This is a genomic window from Xanthomonas sp. NCPPB 1068, assembly GCF_041479385.2.
Taxonomy (GTDB): domain Bacteria; phylum Pseudomonadota; class Gammaproteobacteria; order Xanthomonadales; family Xanthomonadaceae; genus Xanthomonas; species Xanthomonas cannabis.
Map to the genome: position 1 here is coordinate 3,116,963 of NZ_CM192986.1, position 20,149 is coordinate 3,137,111.

The window sequence follows — 20,149 nt, forward strand, 5'->3', positions numbered from 1 at the left end:
GGCTAACAAAACGTAGCGAGCGGTCGTCAGGTGGGTGCGGACGGCGCGGAGGAACCGCAGTGTACAAGTGGTACATGAGGATTCCGAGCACCGACCGCGCCCGCCTGACGGCCGCGCAGTAGTTTTGTCAGCTGCTCTTAGGCGGGCGGTGGCAGCCGCGTCGGTGGCCGATGCAGATGTGCAGGGAAGGCAGTGGTCGGCAGTGACGGCTGCCGGCAGTGCAATCATGCAGGTCGGCGCCCCGCCGATCGCGCCGGTCGTCTGCATCCCGACTCACGCTGCGGCGGACCAGTGCGCGGCGCCTGACCTCGGGCGCCGACGGCACACGCTCAACGCCCGCCGCGTTGCAGGCGCTTGTGCAGACTGCGGCGCTGCGCATCGCTCAACAGGTGCCCATGCGTGCTCAACAGCCCCAGGATCTGCTGATGCGCCTGCGCGGTACGCCGGGCGAGCTCTGCGCTGGCTGCAGCTTCGAGGCGTTTCCACTCGACAGCGGTGGTCGGCGTCGGCAGGGACAAGGGCTTTGCAGGCATGGGTGGCGCAGGCACGGGAGCGGGCCGCCATGATACGGCGCGCACGTGAGCGCGCTATCAGCAGCTGCCGCGCCGCCGGCAGGCCATCGCGTCGGTGACCACGCGCGAGCTCGTGCAGGCGGCTGCGTTCGCCAACCCCGTTGCCGGCCGCATGACCTGTGGTCTTGTACGATCGGCCCGTCGCGGCCGGGCCGCCCTGCACCATCGACGAGTTGCGCATGTCTTCGCTGATCGAGTTGAGCACCCTGTTACTACGGCATGCGCCGGCCGACGGCCTGCATGCCACCGCGATTGCCGGGCTGCAGATCATGCGCAGCTCCACGCAAACGCTGTCCATCCCGACCGTCTACACGCCGATGCTGTGCCTGGTGGCGCAGGGCCGCAAGCGCGCGATGCTGGGCGCGCAGGCCTACGACTATCACCCGGACATGTATCTGGTGGCCTCGGTGGATCTGCCCATCGTCGGCTCGGTCACCCAGGCCAGCGCCGCGCAACCGTACCTGTGCTTCTGCCTGGATCTGGACACCGCGGTACTCAGCGAGCTGGCCATCCATCACCCCGAACTGGCCGAGCCGCAACGCGACGCTGCCGCAACCGGCCTGCTGCTCAACCACAGCACGCCGCCGCTGCACGACACCGCCGTGCGGCTGGCACGCCTGCTCGACCGGCCGCAGGAAATCGCCGCGCTGGCACCGCTGGTGACCCGCGAGCTGCTGTACCGCCTGATGGCCGATCCCGCCAACGCGGTGGTGCGCCAGATGGCCATCGCCGACAGCCGGCTCAACCAGATCTCCAAGGCCATCGTCTGGGTGCGCGAGCACTATGCGCAGCGTTTCAGCATCGAGCAGATCGCGGACCTGTCGGCCATGAGCCGCTCCACCTTCCATGCGCATTTCAAGACGGTGACCTCGATGACGCCACTGGAATACCGCTCGCACCTGCGCGTGCACGAGGCGCGCCGGCTGATGGTGGCCGAGGCACTCACCGCCGCCGACGCCGGCTTCCGGGTCGGCTACGAAAGCGCCTCGCAGTTCAGCCGCGACTACGCGCGCATCCTGGGCGAACCCCCGGCCCGCGATGCACAGCGGCTGCGCGCCAGCACACCGGATGCGACCGAAGCGGCATGAGGACTGCGTCGCTAGAACCCGCTCGGCGTCTCGCGCTTCTGCTGCGCCACTGGCTGTGCCACGACCGGTCGATAGGCACGCAGGAACAATGCCACTGCGCCGCTGACGTAGGCCGATACCTGCGCAGCACCGGCATGCGCCGCACCGCTGCGCACCGCCGCATTGGCCGGTAGCCCGGCCATCAACCCGAAGAAATGCACCGAGGCATCCGGCAGGTTGTCGATCACCAGGACACCCTGGGCCACCTCGCGGGCCAGCAGCGTGCGCGTCATGCCGTCGTAGCGCTCGAAGCACAGCATCCACATCTCCTCGCGCATCTGGCTCGGCAACAGCGGTGGGCGCACCAGGCCGTATGCGGCATCGTCCGGTGCGCTGCGGCTCGCCACGCCCAGCACCGCGTTGGCCACCGCAATCAACCGTTGCTGCAGTGGGCCGCGCAGCGCCAGCAACGCGTTCCACTGGTTCGGCGACGCCTGCGCCACTGCGTCCAGGGTGGTGCGGAACAGCACTTCCTTGGACGCGAAATACGCATACACCGTGGCCTTGGACACCATCGCATGGGTGGCGATGGTCTCCATGCTGGTGCGATCGAAGCCGTGTTGCTGAAATAGCCGCAGTGCCGCCGCGACGATTGCGCCACGTTTGCCGGACGGTGCTGGCAGCGGTGGCGCGTCCGGCGCCGGACCGGCTTCATCCACGGGGTTGCGCCGTCCCCACGCTGGCCAGCTCCGGTTGTGCCGTCTGCAACCAGCCGCCGCCCATCGCCTTGTAGAAGGTCACCAGATTGGTGAAGCGCGACAACTGGGTGGCGATCAGCGTCTGGTGCGCGCTGTACAGCGAGCGCTGTGCATCCAGCGCCTGCAGATAGCTGTCGATGCCGCGTTCAAAACGCGCCTGCGACAGCCGGTAGCTATCGGCAGTTGCATCGACCAAGGCCTGTTGCGCCTGCAATTGCCGCCCCAGGGTGTCGCGCTGGGCCAGCGCGTCGGAGACTTCGCGGAAGGCGCTCTGGATGGATTTTTCGTAGCGCGCCACTTCGATCTCGCGGTTGGCCTTGGCCATGTCCAGGTTGGCGCGGTTACGCCCGGCATTGAAGATCGGCAAGGTCAGCGACGGTACGAAACTCCAGGCGCGGGTGCCGGAATCGAACAGGTTCGACAGGCTGCTGCTGGACGACCCCAGCGAGCCGGTCAGGCTGATGCTGGGGAAGAACGCCGCACGCGCCGCACCGATGTTGGCATTGGCCGCACGCAGGTTGCGCTCGGCCTCCAGGATGTCCGGGCGGCGTTGCAGCAACTGCGACGGCACCCCGGCCGGCACGCTGGCCAGCACATTGCCCTCGACACTGGCGCCGTCGGGCAAGGCGCGCGGCACCAGGGTATCGGGCACGGACGTGCCAACCAGCAACACCAGCGCATTACGATCCTGGGCCACCTGTGCGGTGTAGCGCTCCACCTCCACGCGCGCGGTTTCCACCGTGGTCTGTGCCTGGCGCAAGGTGAGTTGCGAGGCCACACCCAGCTCGAAACTGCGTTGCTGCAGGCGGTAGCTGGCGCTCTGGCTGCTCAGGGTGGACTGGGCCAGGTGCAGCGACGCCTGATCGGCGGCCAGGGTCAGGTAGGCAGTGGCCACCTCTGCCACCAGGCTGATGTGCGCGCTGCGGCGGGCCTCGGCCGTGGACAGGAACTGTTGCAGCGCCTGTTCCTTCAGACTGCGCACCCGCCCGAACAGGTCCAGCTCGTACGCGCTGATGCCGATGTTGGCGCTGTAGGTGCGAAACACCGCCGGCTGGCCGGGGATGGCCAGTTCCGCCGGCGTGCGCGCGTTGTTGGCAGTGCCGGTGCCCTCGATGGCCGGCAGCAGCGCGGCGCGCTCCACCCGGTATTGCGCACGCGCCACTTCGATATTGAGTGCTGCCACGCGCAGGTCGCGGTTGTTCTGCAGGGCCAGCTCGATGACCTGCTGCAATGCCGGGTCGGTGAATACCTCGCGCCAGCCGATGTCGGCAACGGTGCGCACCGAATCCACTGCAGCCGCCTGCGGCATGGCAATGGACGTGGCGCCGGCGAACGTGTCCGGCACCGGCGCATCGGGACGCGCGTAGCGCGGCATCATCGTGCAGCCAGACAGCACGCTGGCCACCGCGATCGCGGCAAGTGTCATGCGGATCGGAGTCATGTCAGTGTCCTGTGGGTTGCGGAACGGGCACGGCCGCTTGCGGGCGACGCTTGAACAGGCCGCTCACCAGCACGAAGAACAGCGGGACGAAGAACACCGCCAGGACCGTGCCGGACAGCATGCCGCCGATCACTGCGGTCCCCAGCGCATGCTGCGCGCCGGCACCGGCACCACTGCCGAGCACCAGCGGCACCACGCCCAGGATGAACGCCAGCGACGTCATCAGGATCGGCCGCAAGCGCATGCGCGCCGCTTCCAGCGCGGACTCGATCAGGCTCTTGCCACCGGCGTGCAGCTCCTTGGCGAACTCCACGATCAGGATCGCGTTCTTCGATGCCAGGCCAATGGTGGTGAGCAGGCCCACCTGGAAGTACACGTCGTTCATTTTCCAGGTCAGCATGGCGCCCAGCAGCGTGCCGAATACGCCCAGCGGCACCACCAGGATCACCGAGAACGGAATCGCCCAGCTCTCGTACAGCGCCGCCAGACACAGGAACACGATCAGGATCGACAGGCCGTACAACAACCCGGTCTGGCCGGTCGAGGATTTTTCCTGGCGCGACAGACCGGTCCACTCGAAGCCGATGCCCCGCGGCAGTTTTGCTGCCGCAGCCTCCACGATCTGCATCGCCTCGCCGCTGGAGGCGGCACCGGGCATTGCCATGCCCAGAATCTCCACCGACGGCACGCTGTTGTAGCGCTCCAGCCGCGGCGACCCCGAGCGCCAGCTCACCGTGGCGAAGGCGTTGAACGGCACCATGGTGCCGGCGCTGTTGCGCACGAACCAGCGATCCACATCCTGCGGGTTCATGCGGTACGGCGCATCGGCCTGCAGCATCACCTTCTTGACGCGGCCCTTGTCGATGAAGTCGTTGACGTACACGCTGCCCCACGCGCTGGAGAACGTGTTGTTGATGTCGGCGATCGACACGCCCATCGCCTGCGCGCGGTGCGGGTCGATCTCCAGCTTGAACTCGGGCGTGTCTTCCTGCCCGTTCGGACGCACGCCGACCAGCCGCTTGTCCTGCGACAGTTCGGCCAGCAGTTGATTGCGTGCCTGCATCAGCGCGTCATGCCCCAGATTGGCGCGGTCCTGCAGCATCAGATCGAAACCGGTGGCATTGCCCAGCTCCGACACCGCTGGCGGCGCAAACGCAAATACCTGCGCGTCGCGGATGCCGGCAAAGAACGCGCCGGCCTTGCCCGCCACATCGGTCACGCTCTGGCCCTTGCCGGTGCGTTCGTCCCAGGGCCGCAACTTGACGAAGGCAAGGCCCACGTTCTGCCCGGTGCCGGCAAAACTGAAACCGGACACCGCGAACACGCCCGACACCGAATCCTTCTGGTCGACCAGGAAGTGATGCTCCACCTGCTCGAGCACCTCGCTGGTGCGCGCATGCGACGCGCCCGGCGGCAACTGCACCAGCACGAACAAGGTGCCCTGGTCTTCATCCGGCAAAAAGCCCACCGGTAATTTCATGAAGCCCACCACCACCAGCGCCAGCAGCACGGCGTAGGCCAGCATGTAGCGCCCCCCCTTGCCCAGCATGTGCCGCACCACGCCCTGATAGCGGGTGTTGCCGCGATCGAAGATGCGGTTGAACCAGCCGAAGAAGCCGGTGGTCGCCATGCCGTGGCCTGGTTGTACCGGCTTGAGCAAGGTGGCGCACAGGGCCGGGGTGAGGATCATCGCCACCAGCACCGACAAGGTCATCGCGGACACGATCGTGATCGAGAACTGGCGGTAGATCACACCGGTCGAGCCGCCAAAGAACGCCATCGGCACGAACACCGCAGCCAGCACCAGCGCCACGCCCACCAGTGCGCCGGAGATCTGGTCCATCGACTTGCGCGTGGCCTCCCTGGGCGACAGTTGCTCTTCGCCCATCACACGTTCGACGTTTTCCACCACCACGATGGCATCGTCCACCAGCAGGCCGATCGCCAGCACCATCGCGAACATGGTCAGCGTGTTGATGGTGAAACCGAAAGCGGCGAGGACGCCGAACGTGCCCAGCAACACCACCGGCACCGCAATGGTCGGGATCAAGGTGGCACGGAAGTTCTGCAGGAACAGGTACATCACCAGAAACACCAGCACCACCGCTTCCAGCAGCGTATGCACCACCTGCTCGATGGAGATGCGCACGAACGGCGTGGTGTCGTACGGCTTTTGCACCTTCATGCCGGGCGGGAAGAATTTCTCCTGCTCTTCCAGGCTTTTATCGATCGCACGTACCGTATCCAGCGCATTCGCGCCGGTGGCCAGCTTGATCGCCAGACCGGCCGCCGGCTTGCCGTTGTAACGGCCCACCGTGTTGTAGCTTTCGCTGCCCAGTTCCACGCGCGCCACATCGCGCAAGCGCACCTGTGCGCCATCGGCCTGGGTGCGCAGCAGGATGTTTTCGAATTCCTGCGCCGTCTTGAGCCGGGTCTGCGCGGTGATGGTGGCATTGAGCTGCTGGTTGGCCACCGCCGGCAACGCGCCGAGCTGGCCGGCCGACACCTGTGCGTTCTGTGCCTGGATGGCGGTGCGCACGTCGACCGGCGTGAGATTGAAATTCGTCAACTTGTCCGGGTCCAGCCAGATGCGCATGGCGTATTGGGAACCGAACAAGGTGGTGTCGCCCACGCCTTCGACGCGGCTGATGGTCTCCTGCACGTTGGCAGCCACGTAATCGGACAGGTCCGAATCGCTCATGCTGCCGTCTTCGGACGTAAAGGCCAGCACATTGACGAAGTTGGTGGCCGACTTGGTCACTGTCACGCCCTGCTGTTGCACTTCCTGCGGCAACAACGGCGTGGCCAGCGACAACTTGTTCTGCACCTGCACCTGCGCCGTGTCCGGGTCGGTGCCGTTCTCGAAGGTCAGGGTGATGGTCACCGCACCGCTGGATTCGCTGGTGGAGGCCATGTAGCTGAGATGGTCCAGCCCCTTCATCTTCTGCTCGATGACCTGGGTGACGGTGTCTTCCAGGGTCTGCGCCGATGCACCGGGGTAGTTGGCGGTGATGGCCACGGCGGGCGGTGCGATGCTGGGATATTGCGCAATCGGCAAGGTGGCAATGGACAGGATGCCGGCCAGCATCACGATGATGGCCAACACCCACGCAAAGATCGGACGGTCGATAAAAAAGCGTGCCATGTCGTGTGCTCCGCCTCAGTTGGCCGCACGCGGTGCGGTCGGGGCGGCAGCCGCGGCATCGGCGTTGCCACGCTTGGGCTGCCACGGCACGGTCTTGACCTCGATGCCATCGCGCGCGCGCGAGGCGCCTTCCACCACCAGTTGCTCGCCGGGCCTCAGGCCGCTGCGGACCAGCCACTGGTCGCCAACCTCACGGTCGACATCCAGCAGGCGCAGGTGCAGCTTGCGGTCGCTGCCCACCACGAACGCGGTCGGCTTGCCGGCGCCGTTACGCGTCACTGCCTGCTGCGGCACCAGCATGCCCTGCTGCTTGACGCCTTCCTGCAGCACCGCGCGCACGTACATGCCCGGCAGCAGGTCGGCATTGGGGTTGGGGAACACCGCGCGCAAGGTGATCGAGCCGGTGGCCTGGTCCACGGTGACGTCGGAGAACGCCAGGTGCCCCTGCAGCGGGTAGCGGCTGCCGTCCTCCAGCAGCAGCGACACCTTGGCCGCGCCGTCGCCGGCCTGTTCCAGGTCGCCGCGCGCCATCGCCTGCTTCAGCCGCAGCACGGCTGCGCTCGGCTGGGTGACATCGATATAGATCGGGTCCAGTTGCTGGATGGTGGTCAGCGCCGTGGCCTGGTTGGCAGTGACCAACGCACCGGGTGTGACGCTGGAGCGGCCGATACGGCCGGAAATCGGCGCATCCAGGCGTGCGAACGCCAGATTGATGCGGGCGGTCTCCACGCTGGCCTTGCCGGCGGCCACGTCGGCCTCGGCCTGGCCCAGCGCGGCGGCTGTGTCGTCGCCTTCCTGCTGGCTGATCGCCTTGATCTGGGCCAGCTCCTTGTAGCGCTCGGCCTTGAGCTGCGCCGTGCGCAGGGTCGCCTCGGCCTTGGCCAGCGAGGCCTGGGCGCTGGCATAGCTGGCGCGGTACTGGGCCGGGTCGATCTGGTACAGGGTCTGCCCGGCCTTGACGTCGCCGCCTTCGGTGAACTGGCGCGACTGCACAAGGCCACCCACCTGCGGGCGAATTTCGGCGATCAGGTACGGAACGGTGCGCCCCGGCAATTCGGTGGTCAGCGTCACCGGCTGCTGCTTGACGGTCAGCACGCCCATTTCAGGGGTGCCCTCCTGCGGCGGCGGGCCGCCCGGCGGGCTGCCGCAGGCGCTGAGCAAGGCGGCAACGGCAACGGCAAGCAACGACAGGCGAAACGAGGCATGGGCACGCACGGGCAGGTCTCCGACGGGAGTTGTGATGGTTAAATCTAAACGGTACGGTTCGGTATCCTAATAAGCTCATCCGTAGCCGTCAAGCATTTCTGCCCAGTCGGTATACTTATGAATTATTGGGAGAACCTGATGCGGGTCAGAACCGAAGAAAAGCGCGATGCGATCATTCAGGCCGCCAGCGAGGTGTTCCTCGAACTGGGCTTCGAAGGCGCGTCGATGTCGCAGATCGCCGCCCGGGTCGGCGGCTCCAAGCGCACGCTGTACGGCTATTTCCCGTCCAAGGAAGAGTTGTTCGTGGCGTTCGCCAAAGACATGTCCGACCGCTACATCGACCCGTTGCTGGACGCGTTGTCACAAAGCAGCGGCCCCGTTGCGGAAACCCTGCAGCGCTTCGGCGAGGACATCCTCAGCTTCCTGTGCGCCCCCAGCTCGATCACGATCTGGCAGACCATCATCGGCGTGTCGGGGCGGTCGGACGTGGGGGCACTGTTCTTCACTGCAGGCCCCGAAGAAGGCGTGCAACGCATGGCCGAATTCCTGCAGACGCAGATGGATCGCGGCGTGATCCGCTGCGCCGACGTCCTGATCGCGTCAAGGCAGTTCGGCGCGCTGCTGGAAGCGGAAACCCTGATGCCTTGCCTGTTCGGCGCGCTCAAGGACCCCTCGCCCGAGTATTTGCGCGAGGCAACGCGACGCGCGGTAGATTTGTTCCTGGCGGGCTATGGGTGCAAGACCGCCGCCGCGGCGTGATGCGCGGTGGCGTAGTTCGGTAGCTTGCAGAGCGCATCCATCGGCAGCCGAGTGCGCGTGTTTCTATTGCCGCCAGGTCGATAAATCGCCTGTTTCCCAGGCGATCGTCACTCCGCCACCGCGCACTTGGCGCACAGGCCGTGCACTTCCAGCGTCTGCGCCTGCGGCTGGAACCCGAGCGCCTTGGCGCGGGCTTCCAGCTGCGAGACCACCTCGCGGTCTTCCAGTTCCACTGCGCTGTGGCAGCGGTCGCAGATCAGGAACGGCACCGAATGCTGTGCGCTGTTGGGGTGATGGCAGGCGACGAAGGCGTTGACCGATTCGAGCTTGTGCACAAAGCCATTGGCCATCAGAAAATCCAGCGCGCGGTACACCGTGGGCGGTGCATCGGCGCCCACGCCCTTGCCTTCGCGCACCCAGTCCAGCAGTTCGTAGGCCTTGACCGGCTTGCCGGCGTCGGCGATCAGCCGCAGCACGTTGGCGCGGATGGGGGTCAGCCGCAGGCCGCGTTCGCTGCAGGCGCGCTCCACCGCGCGCACGAAGCCGTTGGCGTCGTCGACGTGGTGGTGCGGCTCGGTACAGGCGTGGTCTTGGGCGTGGGTGTGCTTGGTCATACAGGCTCCGGCGTCAGGCCGCTCCAATCTTGATGAGTGCCGCATCGATGCGTTTCAAGGCACCCTCGCGGCCGGCCAGGTACACCGTCTGCGAAATATCCGGGCTGACCTGGGTGCCGGTGATGGCCACACGCAACGGCTGGGCGACCTTGCCCATGCCCAGTTCCAGCGCAGCGGCCGCATCGTGCAACGCCGCCGACACGCCCTCCACGCTCCATTCGCTCAGCGCAGCCAGCAGTTCGCGCGCCTTGCCCAGCGGCACCTCGGCACCCAGCTTCAGGTGCTTCATCACCGCCGCCTCGTCGTAGACCTCCAGTGGCTGGTACCAGACCACGGCTTTTTCGGCCATTTCCTTCAGGGTCTGCACGCGCTCGCGCAACGCCACCACCACGTCCGCAGCGGCCGGGCCGGCGGCGATGTCCACCCCCAGCTTGGCAAGCTGGTATTCCAGCTGCGGGGCGATGCTGGCCGGGTCGTCGGTCTTCAGATAGTGCTGGTTGACCCAGCCCAGCTTGGCCATGTCCAGGCGCGCGGCCTTGGAATTGACGTCCTTGACGTCGAACAGGTCCAGCAGTTCCTGCGGGGTGAACAGCTCCTGGTCGCCATGCGACCAGCCCAGGCGCGCCAGGTAATTGATCAACGCATGCGGCAGATAGCCGGCGTCCTTGTACTGCATGACATCGGCCGCGCCGGTGCGCTTGGACAGCTTGGCGCCCTGTTCGTCCAGGATCATCGGCATGTGCGCGAACCTGGGCACCGGCGCGCCCAGCGCTTCATAGATGTTGATCTGGCGCGGGGTGTTGTTGATGTGGTCGTCGCCGCGGATCACCTCGGTGATGCCCATGTCCCAGTCGTCCACCACCACCGCGAAGTTGTAGGTGGGGAAGCCGTCCGGGCGGAAGATCACCATGTCGTCGAGCTCGCTGTTGGCGATCTCGATGCGGCCCTTGATCAGGTCCTCGAACACCACCGTGCCGCCGATGGGATTCTTGAAGCGGATGACCCGATTGGGGTCGTCGCGGTACGGCAGGTTCTGCTCGCGCGCGGCGCCGTTGTAGCGTGGCTTTTCCTGCCGGGCCATCGCCGCTTCGCGCATGGCGTCGAGCTCTTCGCGGGTTTCATAGGCGTAATACGCCTTGCCCTGCGCGAGCAGCTGCTCGGCGACCTCCTGATAGCGGGCCACGCGCTGGGTCTGGTAGATCGGGCCTTCGTCGTAGTTCAGGCCCAGCCAGTCCATCGCTTCCAGGATGGCGTCGATCGCTTCCTGGGTGCTGCGTTCGCGGTCGGTGTCCTCGATGCGCAGCACGAACTGCCCGCCACGGTGGCGTGCCTCCAGCCAGCAATACAGGGCGGTGCGGGCGCCGCCGATGTGCAGGTAACCGGTGGGGCTGGGAGCGAAGCGGGTGCGGCAGGTCATGGAGCGCTCGGCGAAACGGGAGTGCGCCGATTTTACCTTGCGCAGCGGGCCCCTGCCCGGCCCGCCGGTTCAGCGGTTGCGCAGCAGGTCGCCGTACACCACGCAATCACCGCCGCTGCGCGCCGGGCCGGGCGCGTCGTACAGCACCAGCCAGCTGGGCATGGCGCCGGCCAGTTGCGGCGGCAGGTTGCAGATGGCCTCGGCGCGGTCGCTGTCGGTGCCGTGCGGCAGCACCGCCGATTCCAGCAGCGCATGCTGAAAGCGCACCGGCGCGCGATTGGCGGCCAGCGCGCTGCGCGCATCCGGCCACTTGAACAGGCGGATTTCGCCGTTCAACACCATCGTCGGCCCGGCCAGCAGGTACAGATCGTCGCCGGAGTAATGCAGGTCGCGGATGCCCAGCCCACCCAACTGCAGGAAGTGCTTGCGCAGCAGCGTGCCGTCCTCGTCCAGCGGTACCAGGCGCAGGTGGTCGCCATGCGCTTCCACCGCAATCTCCAGCAGCGCCGACCAGCCGCGCAGCACCGGCCCGCGCAGGCCCAGCAGCAGGCGCTGGCCATCCACCACGATGCCTTCGATATCGAAGCCGTTGTCCTTGCCCGGGATCTTCAAAAACGGGCCGAAATGCGGGTCGTCGGCCAGCAGCTCGGTGAGCTGGTTGTGCCTGGCGTCGCCCTTGAGCCGCAACGCGCGGCGACCGTCGGCGGCTTCGCGCACCAGCTGCGGGGTGCCGTCGGCATCGCGCTCGATCGGCAGGCAGGCCAGCAGGCGGCGGTTGGCATCGAGTTTGAGTTTGCTCAGGCGCTTGGCGTTGTCGGCATCGTCGCGACCGGGCTTGGCGTTCTTGCGTTTCAACCCGTGCGAGCCGACCACCCACAGATACCCGTCCGACAGGCCCATGCCTTCCAGGTCGGCTTCCTCGGCACCGTCGCCGGGCAGGTCCAGCAGCTCGGCCAGCGGAAAACTCTGCCCCTCGCCGAAGCGCAGGGTCTCGTGCTGGCCGGGCGGCAGCTTGCGCAACCGGTCCACTGCACAGGCTTCGTCGCCGGCCACCCACAGCCAGTCGTCGGTGAACGCCGCGCCGGAAAGATTGCTGTGCACCAGTGCGCCAGGCGTGAACTCCAGCCGGACGCTATGCGGAATCAGGGTTTTCTTGGCCATTGAGCAGGTGGGCGACGGTGCGGAAGAAGACCGCCAGTACACCACGGCCGCCGCACCGGTGGGCGCCGTGGTGACAGAACGGCCCGTGGCGAGGCGGTGCCAACGCGGCCGCGCGCCCAGGCCGCGATCACCGCACGCTCACTCCCACGGCGCCAGCCGGGCACGCGCCAGGCCGGCCGCCCACTGGCCGGGCCAATCGCGGTCGTTGGCCACCTGCGCCTGCGCGCGGCTGGCCTCCAAGGCAGCGACATCCAGCGCCGCGTACGCCCAGACCGCCTCGCCCCGGGTCTGCGCCAATACGCCGTCTTCCGGAAAGCCCACATCCATCGGCGCGAACACTGCCGCTTCGCCGGTGTTGACGTCCAGCGCCGGGCTCCACGGCGCCTCGCCCGCGGTCACCGATTGCGCAACGAACATGCGGTTTTCCAGTGCGCGTGCCAGGCAGCCGACCCGCACACGGGTGGCGCCGGCGGCGGTGTCGGTGCAACTGGGCACGACCAGCAGGCGCGCGCCGGCCTCGTACTGCGCCCGCACCGGCAACGGGAATTCGCTGTCGTAGCAGATCGCAATCGCCGCGCGCACGCCGTCCAGGTCGAACACGTTGAGCGCATCGCCCGGCTCGATCAGCCCGGTGGCCTTTTCGAACCCGGTGAGCTGCAGCTTGTCCTGCCAACCGTGAGCACCGGCGGGCGTGAACCAGTCGCTGCGGTTGCGGTAGCGGCCCTGGCCCAGATCAAGCAGAAAACTTCCCGCGATCAGGTGCAGCCGATGTTGCCGCGCCAGGCCGGCAAACAGCTCCAGCCAGCGCCCCCGCAGTGCCTGGATCGCGGCCAGCGATTCGGGCAGGCCGGCGGACACCTGCGTCCCGAACGTGGCGGCCAGCTCCAGCGACAGATATTCCGGCAGCACGGCCACGCGTGCACCGGCCGCGGCGGCCTCGCCGACCAGCGCCGCCATGCGCGCAGCGAAGGCGTCGAAGTCCTGTGGCCGGCCGATCGGATACTTGGCAACGGCAATGGTGAGTGGCGCATTCATGGGCAAAGGTCCTGTCACGACAGTGGAAAGCAACGAGCACGCGGCGGCGCGATCGCGTGCGCGCGCTCAAGGGTTCAGCGCGCGCGTCCAGACACGCAAGCTGTGGTCGACCGGGCCGCGTTGCAACTCCGCCCATTCCAGCCGCACCTGCATCCCCGGCCGCGGTGCGTAACCGCGCTTGCGCCAGAACACATCGTTGGGGCGATAGTCCGCAGGTTTGCGCGGATCGTCCGATGCCCGCTCCACCGAGCAGAAGGCCATGAGCGCAAACCGGCCCAGCGCGCGGGCATGTGCCTCGCGCTGGTCGAAGAAGGCGTGGCCGATCCCCTGCCCGCGATACGCCGGCAGCAGCACCGATTCGCCGAAATAGAACACCCCGGCCGGCTCGATGCCGGCGGCACGAAACGGCGCCTGGAACGCATCGCTGTCGTCGAGCAGCGGCAGGCCGGTGGATGCACCGACCACCGCATCGCCATCGCGCGCCAGCACGAACACGCTCTGCGGCGAGGCGGCATAGGCCGCCAGGTACTCGCGTTCGTAGCCGGCGTCGCCCTCGTACAGGTACGGCCATGCGGCGAACACTGCGATACGCAACTGCGCCAGCGCGTCCAGATACGGCAACACCGCAGCGCCGCGCACGGTTTCAACGGTGAGGGAGGTCCTGGTCATGCCGCCATGGTAAGCGAGCCTGGCCGGGGCGATGCCGTGCCGCCGCGCCTCAACGCAACCAGCCGCCATGAGCGCGAGCCGTGCTGGCCGGCTGCTCCCACAGCAACCACACCGCCGCTTCGTCCTGGGCCACCAGCACGCCGAGCAAGGCGTCGCTGCTGCGCGCCCAGTAACTGCCGTTGCTCAGGCGTTGCCAGGGTCCATAGCCACGAACCGGCGTGCCGGTCGGCTGCGCCTGCCGCTGCCGCTGCAGGAACGCAGATCCGTGCGCGCGCAACGCCTGCACGGTACGTGCATGCAGGCGCAACCCGATCACCCCACGGCGGCCCTCGCACGCCAGCGGCAGCGCCGACAGCGGCGAACAGTCCCACTGCGGTGGCGCTGCGGGAAGCAGCGCCACCGTGTCGATCCCGGCGGGCAGCAGACGCTGCGCCCGCCGCATCACCTGAGCATGTGCGCGCATGCCGACCTCAGCGCAGGCTGTTGCCAAGCTCGTACCAATCGAGCTTGCGGGTCACCCACATGATGCTGGCCAGGATGCCGAACAGCAGCAACGAGCCCATCAGCAGCGCGTTGTCTTCGGAGATCAACAGGCTGTACAGCACGCCATACAAGGCAGTGAGCATCAGCGAAAATCCCGCCGCGCGCGTCCAGCTGCGCAAGACGCCGGACAGATAGAAACACTGCAGCCCGATGCACGCCGCCGCCGATACCAGATACGCCTGCCAGAACGCGATGTGCTCGGAAAGGCTCAGCAACAGCAGGAAAAAGATCGCCAGCGCCAGGCCGACCAGCAGGTATTGCAGCGGGTGGATCGGCAAGCGCTTGATCAGCTCGAACAGCACGAACGCCACGAAGGTCAGCACCACGAACAGGATGCCGTACTTGCTGGCACGATCGGCCTGGGTATACACGTCCACCGGGTCGACCAGGCGCACTTCCAGCGTATCCAGCGACGACTGGCTGGATTGCAGCTGCGTCTGCGCGCCGGTAGCCAGGGACGACAACGACCAGCTGGCATCGAAGCCGCGATCGCTGATGGTGGGCGCATTCGGCAGGAAGCGCCCGCCGAAGGACGGGTGCTGCCAGGCCGAACGCAGGGCGATGTCGTTGTTGTCGGCGATCGGTGCGATGGCCAGCCGGCGGGTACCGTCCAGCACGAACTGCATATCCACCACATTGCCTTCCTGCAGCCGCCCGGCGAGCGGGTCGGCCAGCGGGCTCAGCTCGGCATGCACACCGGTCGATCGATCCGCCAGCGCGCCGGCACCGCTTTCCAGCGTCGCCGCACGGCCGTCCACCTGCAGACGCGGCGTGCCCACCAGCCCGCGCACATCGGAAATGCCCACCGCCAGATGCGGCTGGCCATACACGCGGGTCGGTGCGGCGGCATAGTCGAAGGGGGCGTATTCCGCGTGCAGGGTCGCCTTCCACGAATACACCTGCACGCGATACAGGCCCACCTCGCGCACCGAGGGCACCATCTCGCCGCTGAGCTTCAGGCTGCGCGGCGTCTGCAACAGCGCGCCCTCGCGCTTGCGCCACACCTTGCGCTGGTTGCCCTGCTCGTCCGGCTCGGTCACCTGCACGTCTTCGGTGTAGGGCAGCACGCGTACCGGCGCAATGAATTGCTGCTCGCCCGCCTTGCTCTGCGCCACCCGCTCCACCGCCTGGTCGCGGTAGCGCGCGCGGTCCTGCACCGCGCCACGGATCAGCAACAACGGAATCAACAGCAGCAGGATCAGTCCGCCGATGGTGGCGAACCGCAACAACAGTTTCAGGGATTTCATCGACCGTCCTCAGTCTGGGAGGTGGTCAGGCTGCGCCGCGTCGATGGTGGGGGTTTGAGGCGAATTTGAAGCGAATGTGAAGTGGGTGGTCGACAGGCAACGGGTCCTCCTGCCGCAATGGCTCAGGAGATTGGCAGACGCAGCATTGCCACCGCACCACCACCGTCGCGATTGCGCAAGCTCACCTCGCCGCCGTGCAGGCGGGCCACCTCGCGCACGAACGGCAGGCCCAGCCCGGAGCTGCGTTGTCCGGTCTGCGGGCGCGCCAGCGAATAGAACCGCTCGAAGACGCGTTCGATCGCGTAGTCCGGCACGCCACTGCCGCGGTCTTCGACCAGCAGGTGCAACTGGCCGTCCTGCCCCTGCGTATGCAGCCGCACGGTGCCGCCCTGCGGCGAGAAGGCGATGGCGTTTTCCAGCAGATTGACCAACGCCTGACGCAACAGATAGGCGTCGCCCTGCACGGCCTGCGTACTGGCCGTCACGCACGCCGCATCGCACTCCACCCGCACACCGGCGCTGGCGGCACGCTGCCGCACGGCGTCCACCGCCGCCTGCAGCAGGGTTGGCACGGCAATTCGCTCGCGCGTCTGCAGCCAGCCGTGCTGCTCCACTTCGGCCAACGCCAGCAGCTTGTCGATGGTTTCGGTCAGCCGCTGCTCCTGCGCGCGGATGCTGGCCACGAAGTGCTGGCGATCGGGCTCGGGCAACGGCTCGGTCAACAACTCCGATGCCCCGCGGATCGCCGCCAGCGGGCTCTTCATCTCATGCGTCAGCGACTGCACGTACTGCTCGACGTAAGCCTTGCCCTCCAGCTTGCGGCGCATGGTTTCCAGCGCCTGGCCCAGGTCGCCGATCTCATCGCCGCGCGGCTTGGGCGGCGGCACCGGGATGCCGGCGCTCACCGCCTGCGCATAGCGGTTGAGCCGGCCGATGCCGCGCATCAGCCACCAGGTCATCGCGATGCCGATCAACGCAGAAATGCCGATCAACCAGGCACCCCGCTGCAGGATATTGCGCTGGCTGGCTTCGATGAACGGGTCGATGCTGCGATTGGGCTGGGCCAATGTGAGCACGCCGATCAACGTGCCCGGCTGGCCGGGCGCGTAAATCGGCGCGGCCACATGCATGACCGTCGCGCCGGGGTCGCCGTCGCTTTCCGGACTGGAACGCGCGCCGTATTCGCCGCGCAAGGTGCGGTAGACATCATTCCAGCGCGAGTTGTCGCGGCCTACGTCGCGGCCTTGCGAATCGAACACCACCACCCCGCGCGCGTCGGTCACGGTGACGCGGTAATCCACGTTGTTCTTGCGGAAACGCCACACCCAGGCCTTTGGGTCACGCCGCTGCGCCTGCGCCAGGTTGCGCGCAAAGCGGCCGTCGGCGATGTGGCCGGCCGCCAGGTCGCCGCTGGCCATCTCCGCCAGCACATTGGCCGCATCCACCAGGGTCGCTTCCATCGCCTGGCGCACGCCTGGCTTGACCTCGTTGACGAAGACCCGCATCACGAAGAACGCGGCCAGCCCGACGATCAGAAAGAAGCCCAGAAACAGCTTGAGGCCGAGCCGCATCTCAGTGCGCCACGCCGGTCAACGCATGCGCGGGCCCACCCATCGCCTTACAGCTCCAGCGCATAGCCCAGACCACGGTGCGTGCGGATCGGGTCGGCCGGCACGCCGGCCAGGCGCAGCTTGCCGCGCAAGGTCTTGATGTGGGTGTCGACGGTGCGGTCGGCGCTCTCGGCGCTGGCGTCCCAGCCACGGTCCATCAACTGCGCACGGCTCAGGATCGCACCGGGGCGCTGCAGCAGCGCCGCCAGCACGGCGTATTCGTAACGGGTCAGCGGCAGCAAGGCATCGCCATACCGGATGCGGCTGCCTTCGCGGTCGATCGCAAACGCGCCGTGCGGCTGCCAGCCCGGCTCTGCGACTGCAGCCACCGTGCGGCGACGCAGGCGCGCCCGCACGCGCGCTACCAGCTCGCGCGGGGAGAACGGCTTGGCCATGTAATCGTCGGCGCCCAGCTCCAGCCCGAGCACGCGGTCGATCTCGTCGTTGCGCGCGGTCAGGAAGATCACCGGCACCTCGCTGAAACTGCGCAGGTTGCGGCACACCTCGAAGCCGTTGATGTCCGGCAGGCCCACGTCCAGCACCACCACATCGGCCGGCTCGGCGCGCAGCCGCGCCAGCGCCTCGCGGCCCAGCAGGCAATGCTCGGGCGCATAGCCTTCGCTGCGCAGCGCGTACAGCACGGTATCGGCAATGGCGGCCTCGTCTTCGACGACGAGCACGCGGGCGGGAGCTTCGGACATGCCGCGCAGCATAGCCGCATGCTGGCGCGGCCTGTAGCGCCATCGCGGCACAGCAGGCGCTCCGCACAGGTGATGGTTGCAGGCACGGCGCGCAATGCGGCGCCCCTCGACAACACCAAGCGCCGACGCGGCGGGTATGCACCCGGCGCACAGGGCGCCCATGCGCAGCATCCAGACCCGCAGGCCAGCGCAAACCAGCGCGCCCGCTTACACTGCCGCGATGAACTATCGCCACGCCTTCCATGCCGGCAACCATGCCGACGTGCTCAAGCACATCGCCCTGCTTGCCCTGATCGACACCCTCAAGCGCAAGGACACCCCGTTCTTCGTGCTCGACACCCACGCCGGGCGCGGGCGCTATCAACTCGGTGGCGAAGAAAGCCGCAAGACCAACGAAGCCGACGCCGGGGTGATGCGGCTGATGGCCGAGGCCAGCTTGCCCGAGGTGGTCGAACGCTACCTGCGCGCAGTGCAGGCCGACAACCAGACCGTGGCCCGCCCGGCCACGCCCGGCCAGAAGCCCACCCGCCCCACCGCAGGCATCCAGCTCAATTACTACCCCGGCTCGCCGCTGCTGGCCGCGCAGGCGCTGCGCGCGCAGGACCGCATGGCGTTCTGCGAACTGCAACCGGACGAAGCCGAGGCGCTCAAGGGCCTGTTCGCCAAGGACAACCGCGTGCGCGTGCATGGTGGCGACGGCTATGCGGCCATCCGTGCATTTCTGCCGCCACGCGCCGGCGAGACCAAGATCGGCCGCGGGCTGGTGCTGATCGACCCGCCGTACGAATCGCAGGATGCCGAATACCAGCAGATCATCCACAGCGTGCGCGAGGCGCTGGCACGCTGGCCGCAGGCGATCTGCATGGTGTGGTACCCGATCAAGCTGCGCCGCAGCCTGCAGCCGTTCATGCGCAAGGCCGCCACGCTGCCGGCCAAGTCGGTGCTGGTGGCCGAGCTGCAGGTGCGCCCGGACGACTCGCCGCTGCGCCTGACCGGCAGCGGGCTGTTGATCGTCAACGCACCCTGGCAATTCGACAAGGTGCTGGCGCCGGCGCTGCCGGTGCTGAAGAAGCACCTGGGCGAGCTGGGTGCCTCCACCCGGCTGGAATGGCTGCGCCAGGACGCGTGATGCGGTGCGCTCCACCTGCCCGGCTGTCGGGCACTACAGCGAGATAAGGCGCTGCAACGACGACCGCACCGCGGTGGCGCATCGGCGCGCGCTCCTGGGCGCTGCAAATGCGTGCCACTGGCAGCGCCTGCCGCGCCCTCCGCGCCGCGCAGGCGATTGCGCGTGTGGCGTCACAAGCACAATCGCCTGCGCACGCACTAGCTCGGCACATCCGGCAGCCGCCGCAGCCAGACGCCAAGCTCACGACCGGCTCACGGCTCGGCTCGTTACAGTGCCGTGGGAAGCACTGCCACCCCTCTGTTGGCCCCCGACGACGCACCGGATTCATTCACGGTAGCGCGCCGGGCTGGTGCCAGAATCTTCCGATCTTCAAGGAACACCGGTCATGGCCATTCGCAATCGCATGCCTCCCTGGCATGAAAACTTCAGCCTGCCCAATGGCCGCACCCTTCTGCTCCGCCCGATCCGTCCCGAGGACGGTCCGCCGCTGCAAGGGGCTTTCAGCCTGTTGGGCCCGGAGGAAATCCGCGCGCGTTTCGTGCGCTCCTCCGCCGAAATCACCCCGGAGATGGTGCAACGCCTGACCCATCCCAACCCCAAGAGCGAAATCGTGCTGGTGGCCGCCGAACAGTTGCCACCTGGCGAAGCGCTGGTGGGTGCGGTCGCCCGCGCCGCGTTGGTGCCGGGCACCCGCCAGGCCGAATACACCATCCTGGTCAGCAGCTTCGTCGCCGGCCAGGGCCTGGGCCGGCAATTGATGCGCAAGCTGGTGAAGTGGGCGCGCCGCAAGTACCTGGATTGCCTGTTCGGCGATGTGCTGCAAAGCAACGTGCCGATGCTGCAGCTGGCCGAGTCACTGGGCTTCAAGCCGCAGGCGCATCCCGATTCGCCGGAGCTGGTGCGGATGGTGCTGGAGCTGGATGCCTGAGGGGCTGGGATTCGGGATTCGGGATTCGGGATTCGTCGAAGCGGCTCGGCTGTTGGTTTGCTGCAGGGCCCTTGCCCGTCCACCATCGCAGGACACGCCGTGAATGCGTCCCTGGAGGCTCTGGCGCAGCATCCATGCCGCTCAAGG

18 protein-coding genes and 1 other RNA gene are annotated in these 20,149 nt (G+C 67.5%); 4 read left to right on the top strand and 15 right to left on the bottom strand.

Annotated elements, in window-relative coordinates:
- Positions 1 to 76, bottom strand: a non-coding RNA gene (locus ACCQ12_RS13220) — sX9 sRNA.
- A gap of 253 nt (positions 77 to 329) precedes the next feature.
- The gene (locus tag ACCQ12_RS13225; protein WP_372381928.1) at positions 330 to 533 is read right to left on the bottom strand and encodes a hypothetical protein; all 204 of its coding nucleotides are present in this window, start codon (positions 531 to 533) and stop codon (positions 330 to 332) included.
- 218 nt (positions 534 to 751) lie between these two features.
- Here ACCQ12_RS13225 and ACCQ12_RS13230 point away from each other — a divergent pair, with 218 nt between their 5' ends.
- Positions 752 to 1,660, top strand: a complete 909-nt coding sequence (locus ACCQ12_RS13230; protein WP_372381929.1) for an AraC family transcriptional regulator — start codon at positions 752 to 754, stop codon at positions 1,658 to 1,660.
- Between the two features lie 11 nt (positions 1,661 to 1,671).
- Here ACCQ12_RS13230 and ACCQ12_RS13235 read toward each other — a convergent pair whose 3' ends face one another.
- Genes ACCQ12_RS13235 through ACCQ12_RS13250 form a run of 4 tightly spaced genes read right to left on the bottom strand, consistent with a single transcriptional unit; the run spans position 1,672 to position 8,198 of the window.
- Positions 1,672 to 2,358, bottom strand: coding sequence for a TetR/AcrR family transcriptional regulator (locus ACCQ12_RS13235; protein WP_372381930.1), 687 nt, complete (start codon positions 2,356 to 2,358; stop codon positions 1,672 to 1,674).
- Positions 2,351 to 3,838 (bottom strand): efflux transporter outer membrane subunit, encoded by a 1,488-nt coding sequence (locus ACCQ12_RS13240; protein ID WP_372381931.1) that lies wholly within the window; start codon positions 3,836 to 3,838, stop codon positions 2,351 to 2,353. The genes ACCQ12_RS13235 and ACCQ12_RS13240 overlap by 8 nt, the downstream gene beginning before the upstream one ends.
- Position 3,839: 1 nt before the next feature.
- Entirely contained in the window at positions 3,840 to 6,983 is a 3,144-nt protein-coding gene (locus ACCQ12_RS13245; protein WP_372381932.1) for an efflux RND transporter permease subunit, read from the bottom strand.
- A gap of 15 nt (positions 6,984 to 6,998) precedes the next feature.
- On the bottom strand, positions 6,999 to 8,198 hold the full coding sequence (locus ACCQ12_RS13250) for an efflux RND transporter periplasmic adaptor subunit (protein WP_372381933.1): 1,200 nt from the start codon (positions 8,196 to 8,198) through the stop codon (positions 6,999 to 7,001).
- Between the two features lie 108 nt (positions 8,199 to 8,306).
- On the opposite strand from ACCQ12_RS13250, the gene ACCQ12_RS13255 reads away from it, so the two are divergent.
- Positions 8,307 to 8,948 (top strand): TetR/AcrR family transcriptional regulator, encoded by a 642-nt coding sequence (locus ACCQ12_RS13255; protein ID WP_372381934.1) that lies wholly within the window; start codon positions 8,307 to 8,309, stop codon positions 8,946 to 8,948.
- A 107-nt stretch (positions 8,949 to 9,055) separates the two neighbouring features.
- Here ACCQ12_RS13255 and ACCQ12_RS13260 read toward each other — a convergent pair whose 3' ends face one another.
- The 9 genes from ACCQ12_RS13260 to creB all read right to left on the bottom strand — a co-directional run bounded on the left by ACCQ12_RS13260 (position 9,056) and on the right by creB (position 17,957).
- Positions 9,056 to 9,562, bottom strand: coding sequence for a transcriptional repressor (locus ACCQ12_RS13260; RefSeq protein ID WP_039413527.1), 507 nt, complete (start codon positions 9,560 to 9,562; stop codon positions 9,056 to 9,058).
- 13 nt (positions 9,563 to 9,575) lie between these two features.
- Positions 9,576 to 10,979 carry a glutamate--tRNA ligase gene (gene gltX, locus ACCQ12_RS13265; RefSeq protein WP_047695895.1) on the bottom strand — a complete coding sequence of 468 codons (1,404 nt, stop codon included), beginning with the start codon at positions 10,977 to 10,979 and terminating at the stop codon, positions 9,576 to 9,578.
- 69 nt (positions 10,980 to 11,048) lie between these two features.
- The gene (locus ACCQ12_RS13270; RefSeq protein ID WP_372381935.1) at positions 11,049 to 12,140 is read right to left on the bottom strand and encodes a DUF3616 domain-containing protein; all 1,092 of its coding nucleotides are present in this window, start codon (positions 12,138 to 12,140) and stop codon (positions 11,049 to 11,051) included.
- A 138-nt stretch (positions 12,141 to 12,278) separates the two neighbouring features.
- Complete coding sequence (locus ACCQ12_RS13275; RefSeq protein WP_372381936.1) at positions 12,279 to 13,175, bottom strand: carbon-nitrogen hydrolase family protein; 897 nt, start codon at positions 13,173 to 13,175, stop codon at positions 12,279 to 12,281.
- A gap of 66 nt (positions 13,176 to 13,241) precedes the next feature.
- Positions 13,242 to 13,844, bottom strand: coding sequence for a GNAT family N-acetyltransferase (locus tag ACCQ12_RS13280; RefSeq protein ID WP_372381937.1), 603 nt, complete (start codon positions 13,842 to 13,844; stop codon positions 13,242 to 13,244).
- A gap of 49 nt (positions 13,845 to 13,893) precedes the next feature.
- Positions 13,894 to 14,307: a hypothetical protein gene (locus ACCQ12_RS13285; RefSeq protein ID WP_355604229.1), complete on the bottom strand. Its 414-nt coding sequence runs from the start codon at positions 14,305 to 14,307 to the stop codon at positions 13,894 to 13,896.
- Positions 14,308 to 14,314: 7 nt separating this feature from the next.
- Positions 14,315 to 15,634: a cell envelope integrity protein CreD gene (gene creD, locus ACCQ12_RS13290; RefSeq protein WP_228890479.1), complete on the bottom strand. Its 1,320-nt coding sequence runs from the start codon at positions 15,632 to 15,634 to the stop codon at positions 14,315 to 14,317.
- Between the two features lie 122 nt (positions 15,635 to 15,756).
- Entirely contained in the window at positions 15,757 to 17,205 is a 1,449-nt protein-coding gene (gene creC / locus ACCQ12_RS13295; RefSeq protein WP_372381938.1) for a two-component system sensor histidine kinase CreC, read from the bottom strand.
- Positions 17,206 to 17,252: 47 nt separating this feature from the next.
- Positions 17,253 to 17,957 carry a two-component system response regulator CreB gene (creB, locus tag ACCQ12_RS13300; RefSeq protein WP_179454244.1) on the bottom strand — a complete coding sequence of 235 codons (705 nt, stop codon included), beginning with the start codon at positions 17,955 to 17,957 and terminating at the stop codon, positions 17,253 to 17,255.
- 208 nt (positions 17,958 to 18,165) lie between these two features.
- Between creB and ACCQ12_RS13305 the strand changes: the two genes are divergently transcribed.
- Complete coding sequence (locus tag ACCQ12_RS13305) at positions 18,166 to 19,074, top strand: 23S rRNA (adenine(2030)-N(6))-methyltransferase RlmJ (RefSeq protein ID WP_372381939.1); 909 nt, start codon at positions 18,166 to 18,168, stop codon at positions 19,072 to 19,074.
- 385 nt (positions 19,075 to 19,459) lie between these two features.
- Positions 19,460 to 20,002 carry a GNAT family N-acetyltransferase gene (locus tag ACCQ12_RS13310; RefSeq protein WP_047697449.1) on the top strand — a complete coding sequence of 181 codons (543 nt, stop codon included), beginning with the start codon at positions 19,460 to 19,462 and terminating at the stop codon, positions 20,000 to 20,002.
- Positions 20,003 to 20,149: the final 147 nt, after the last annotated feature.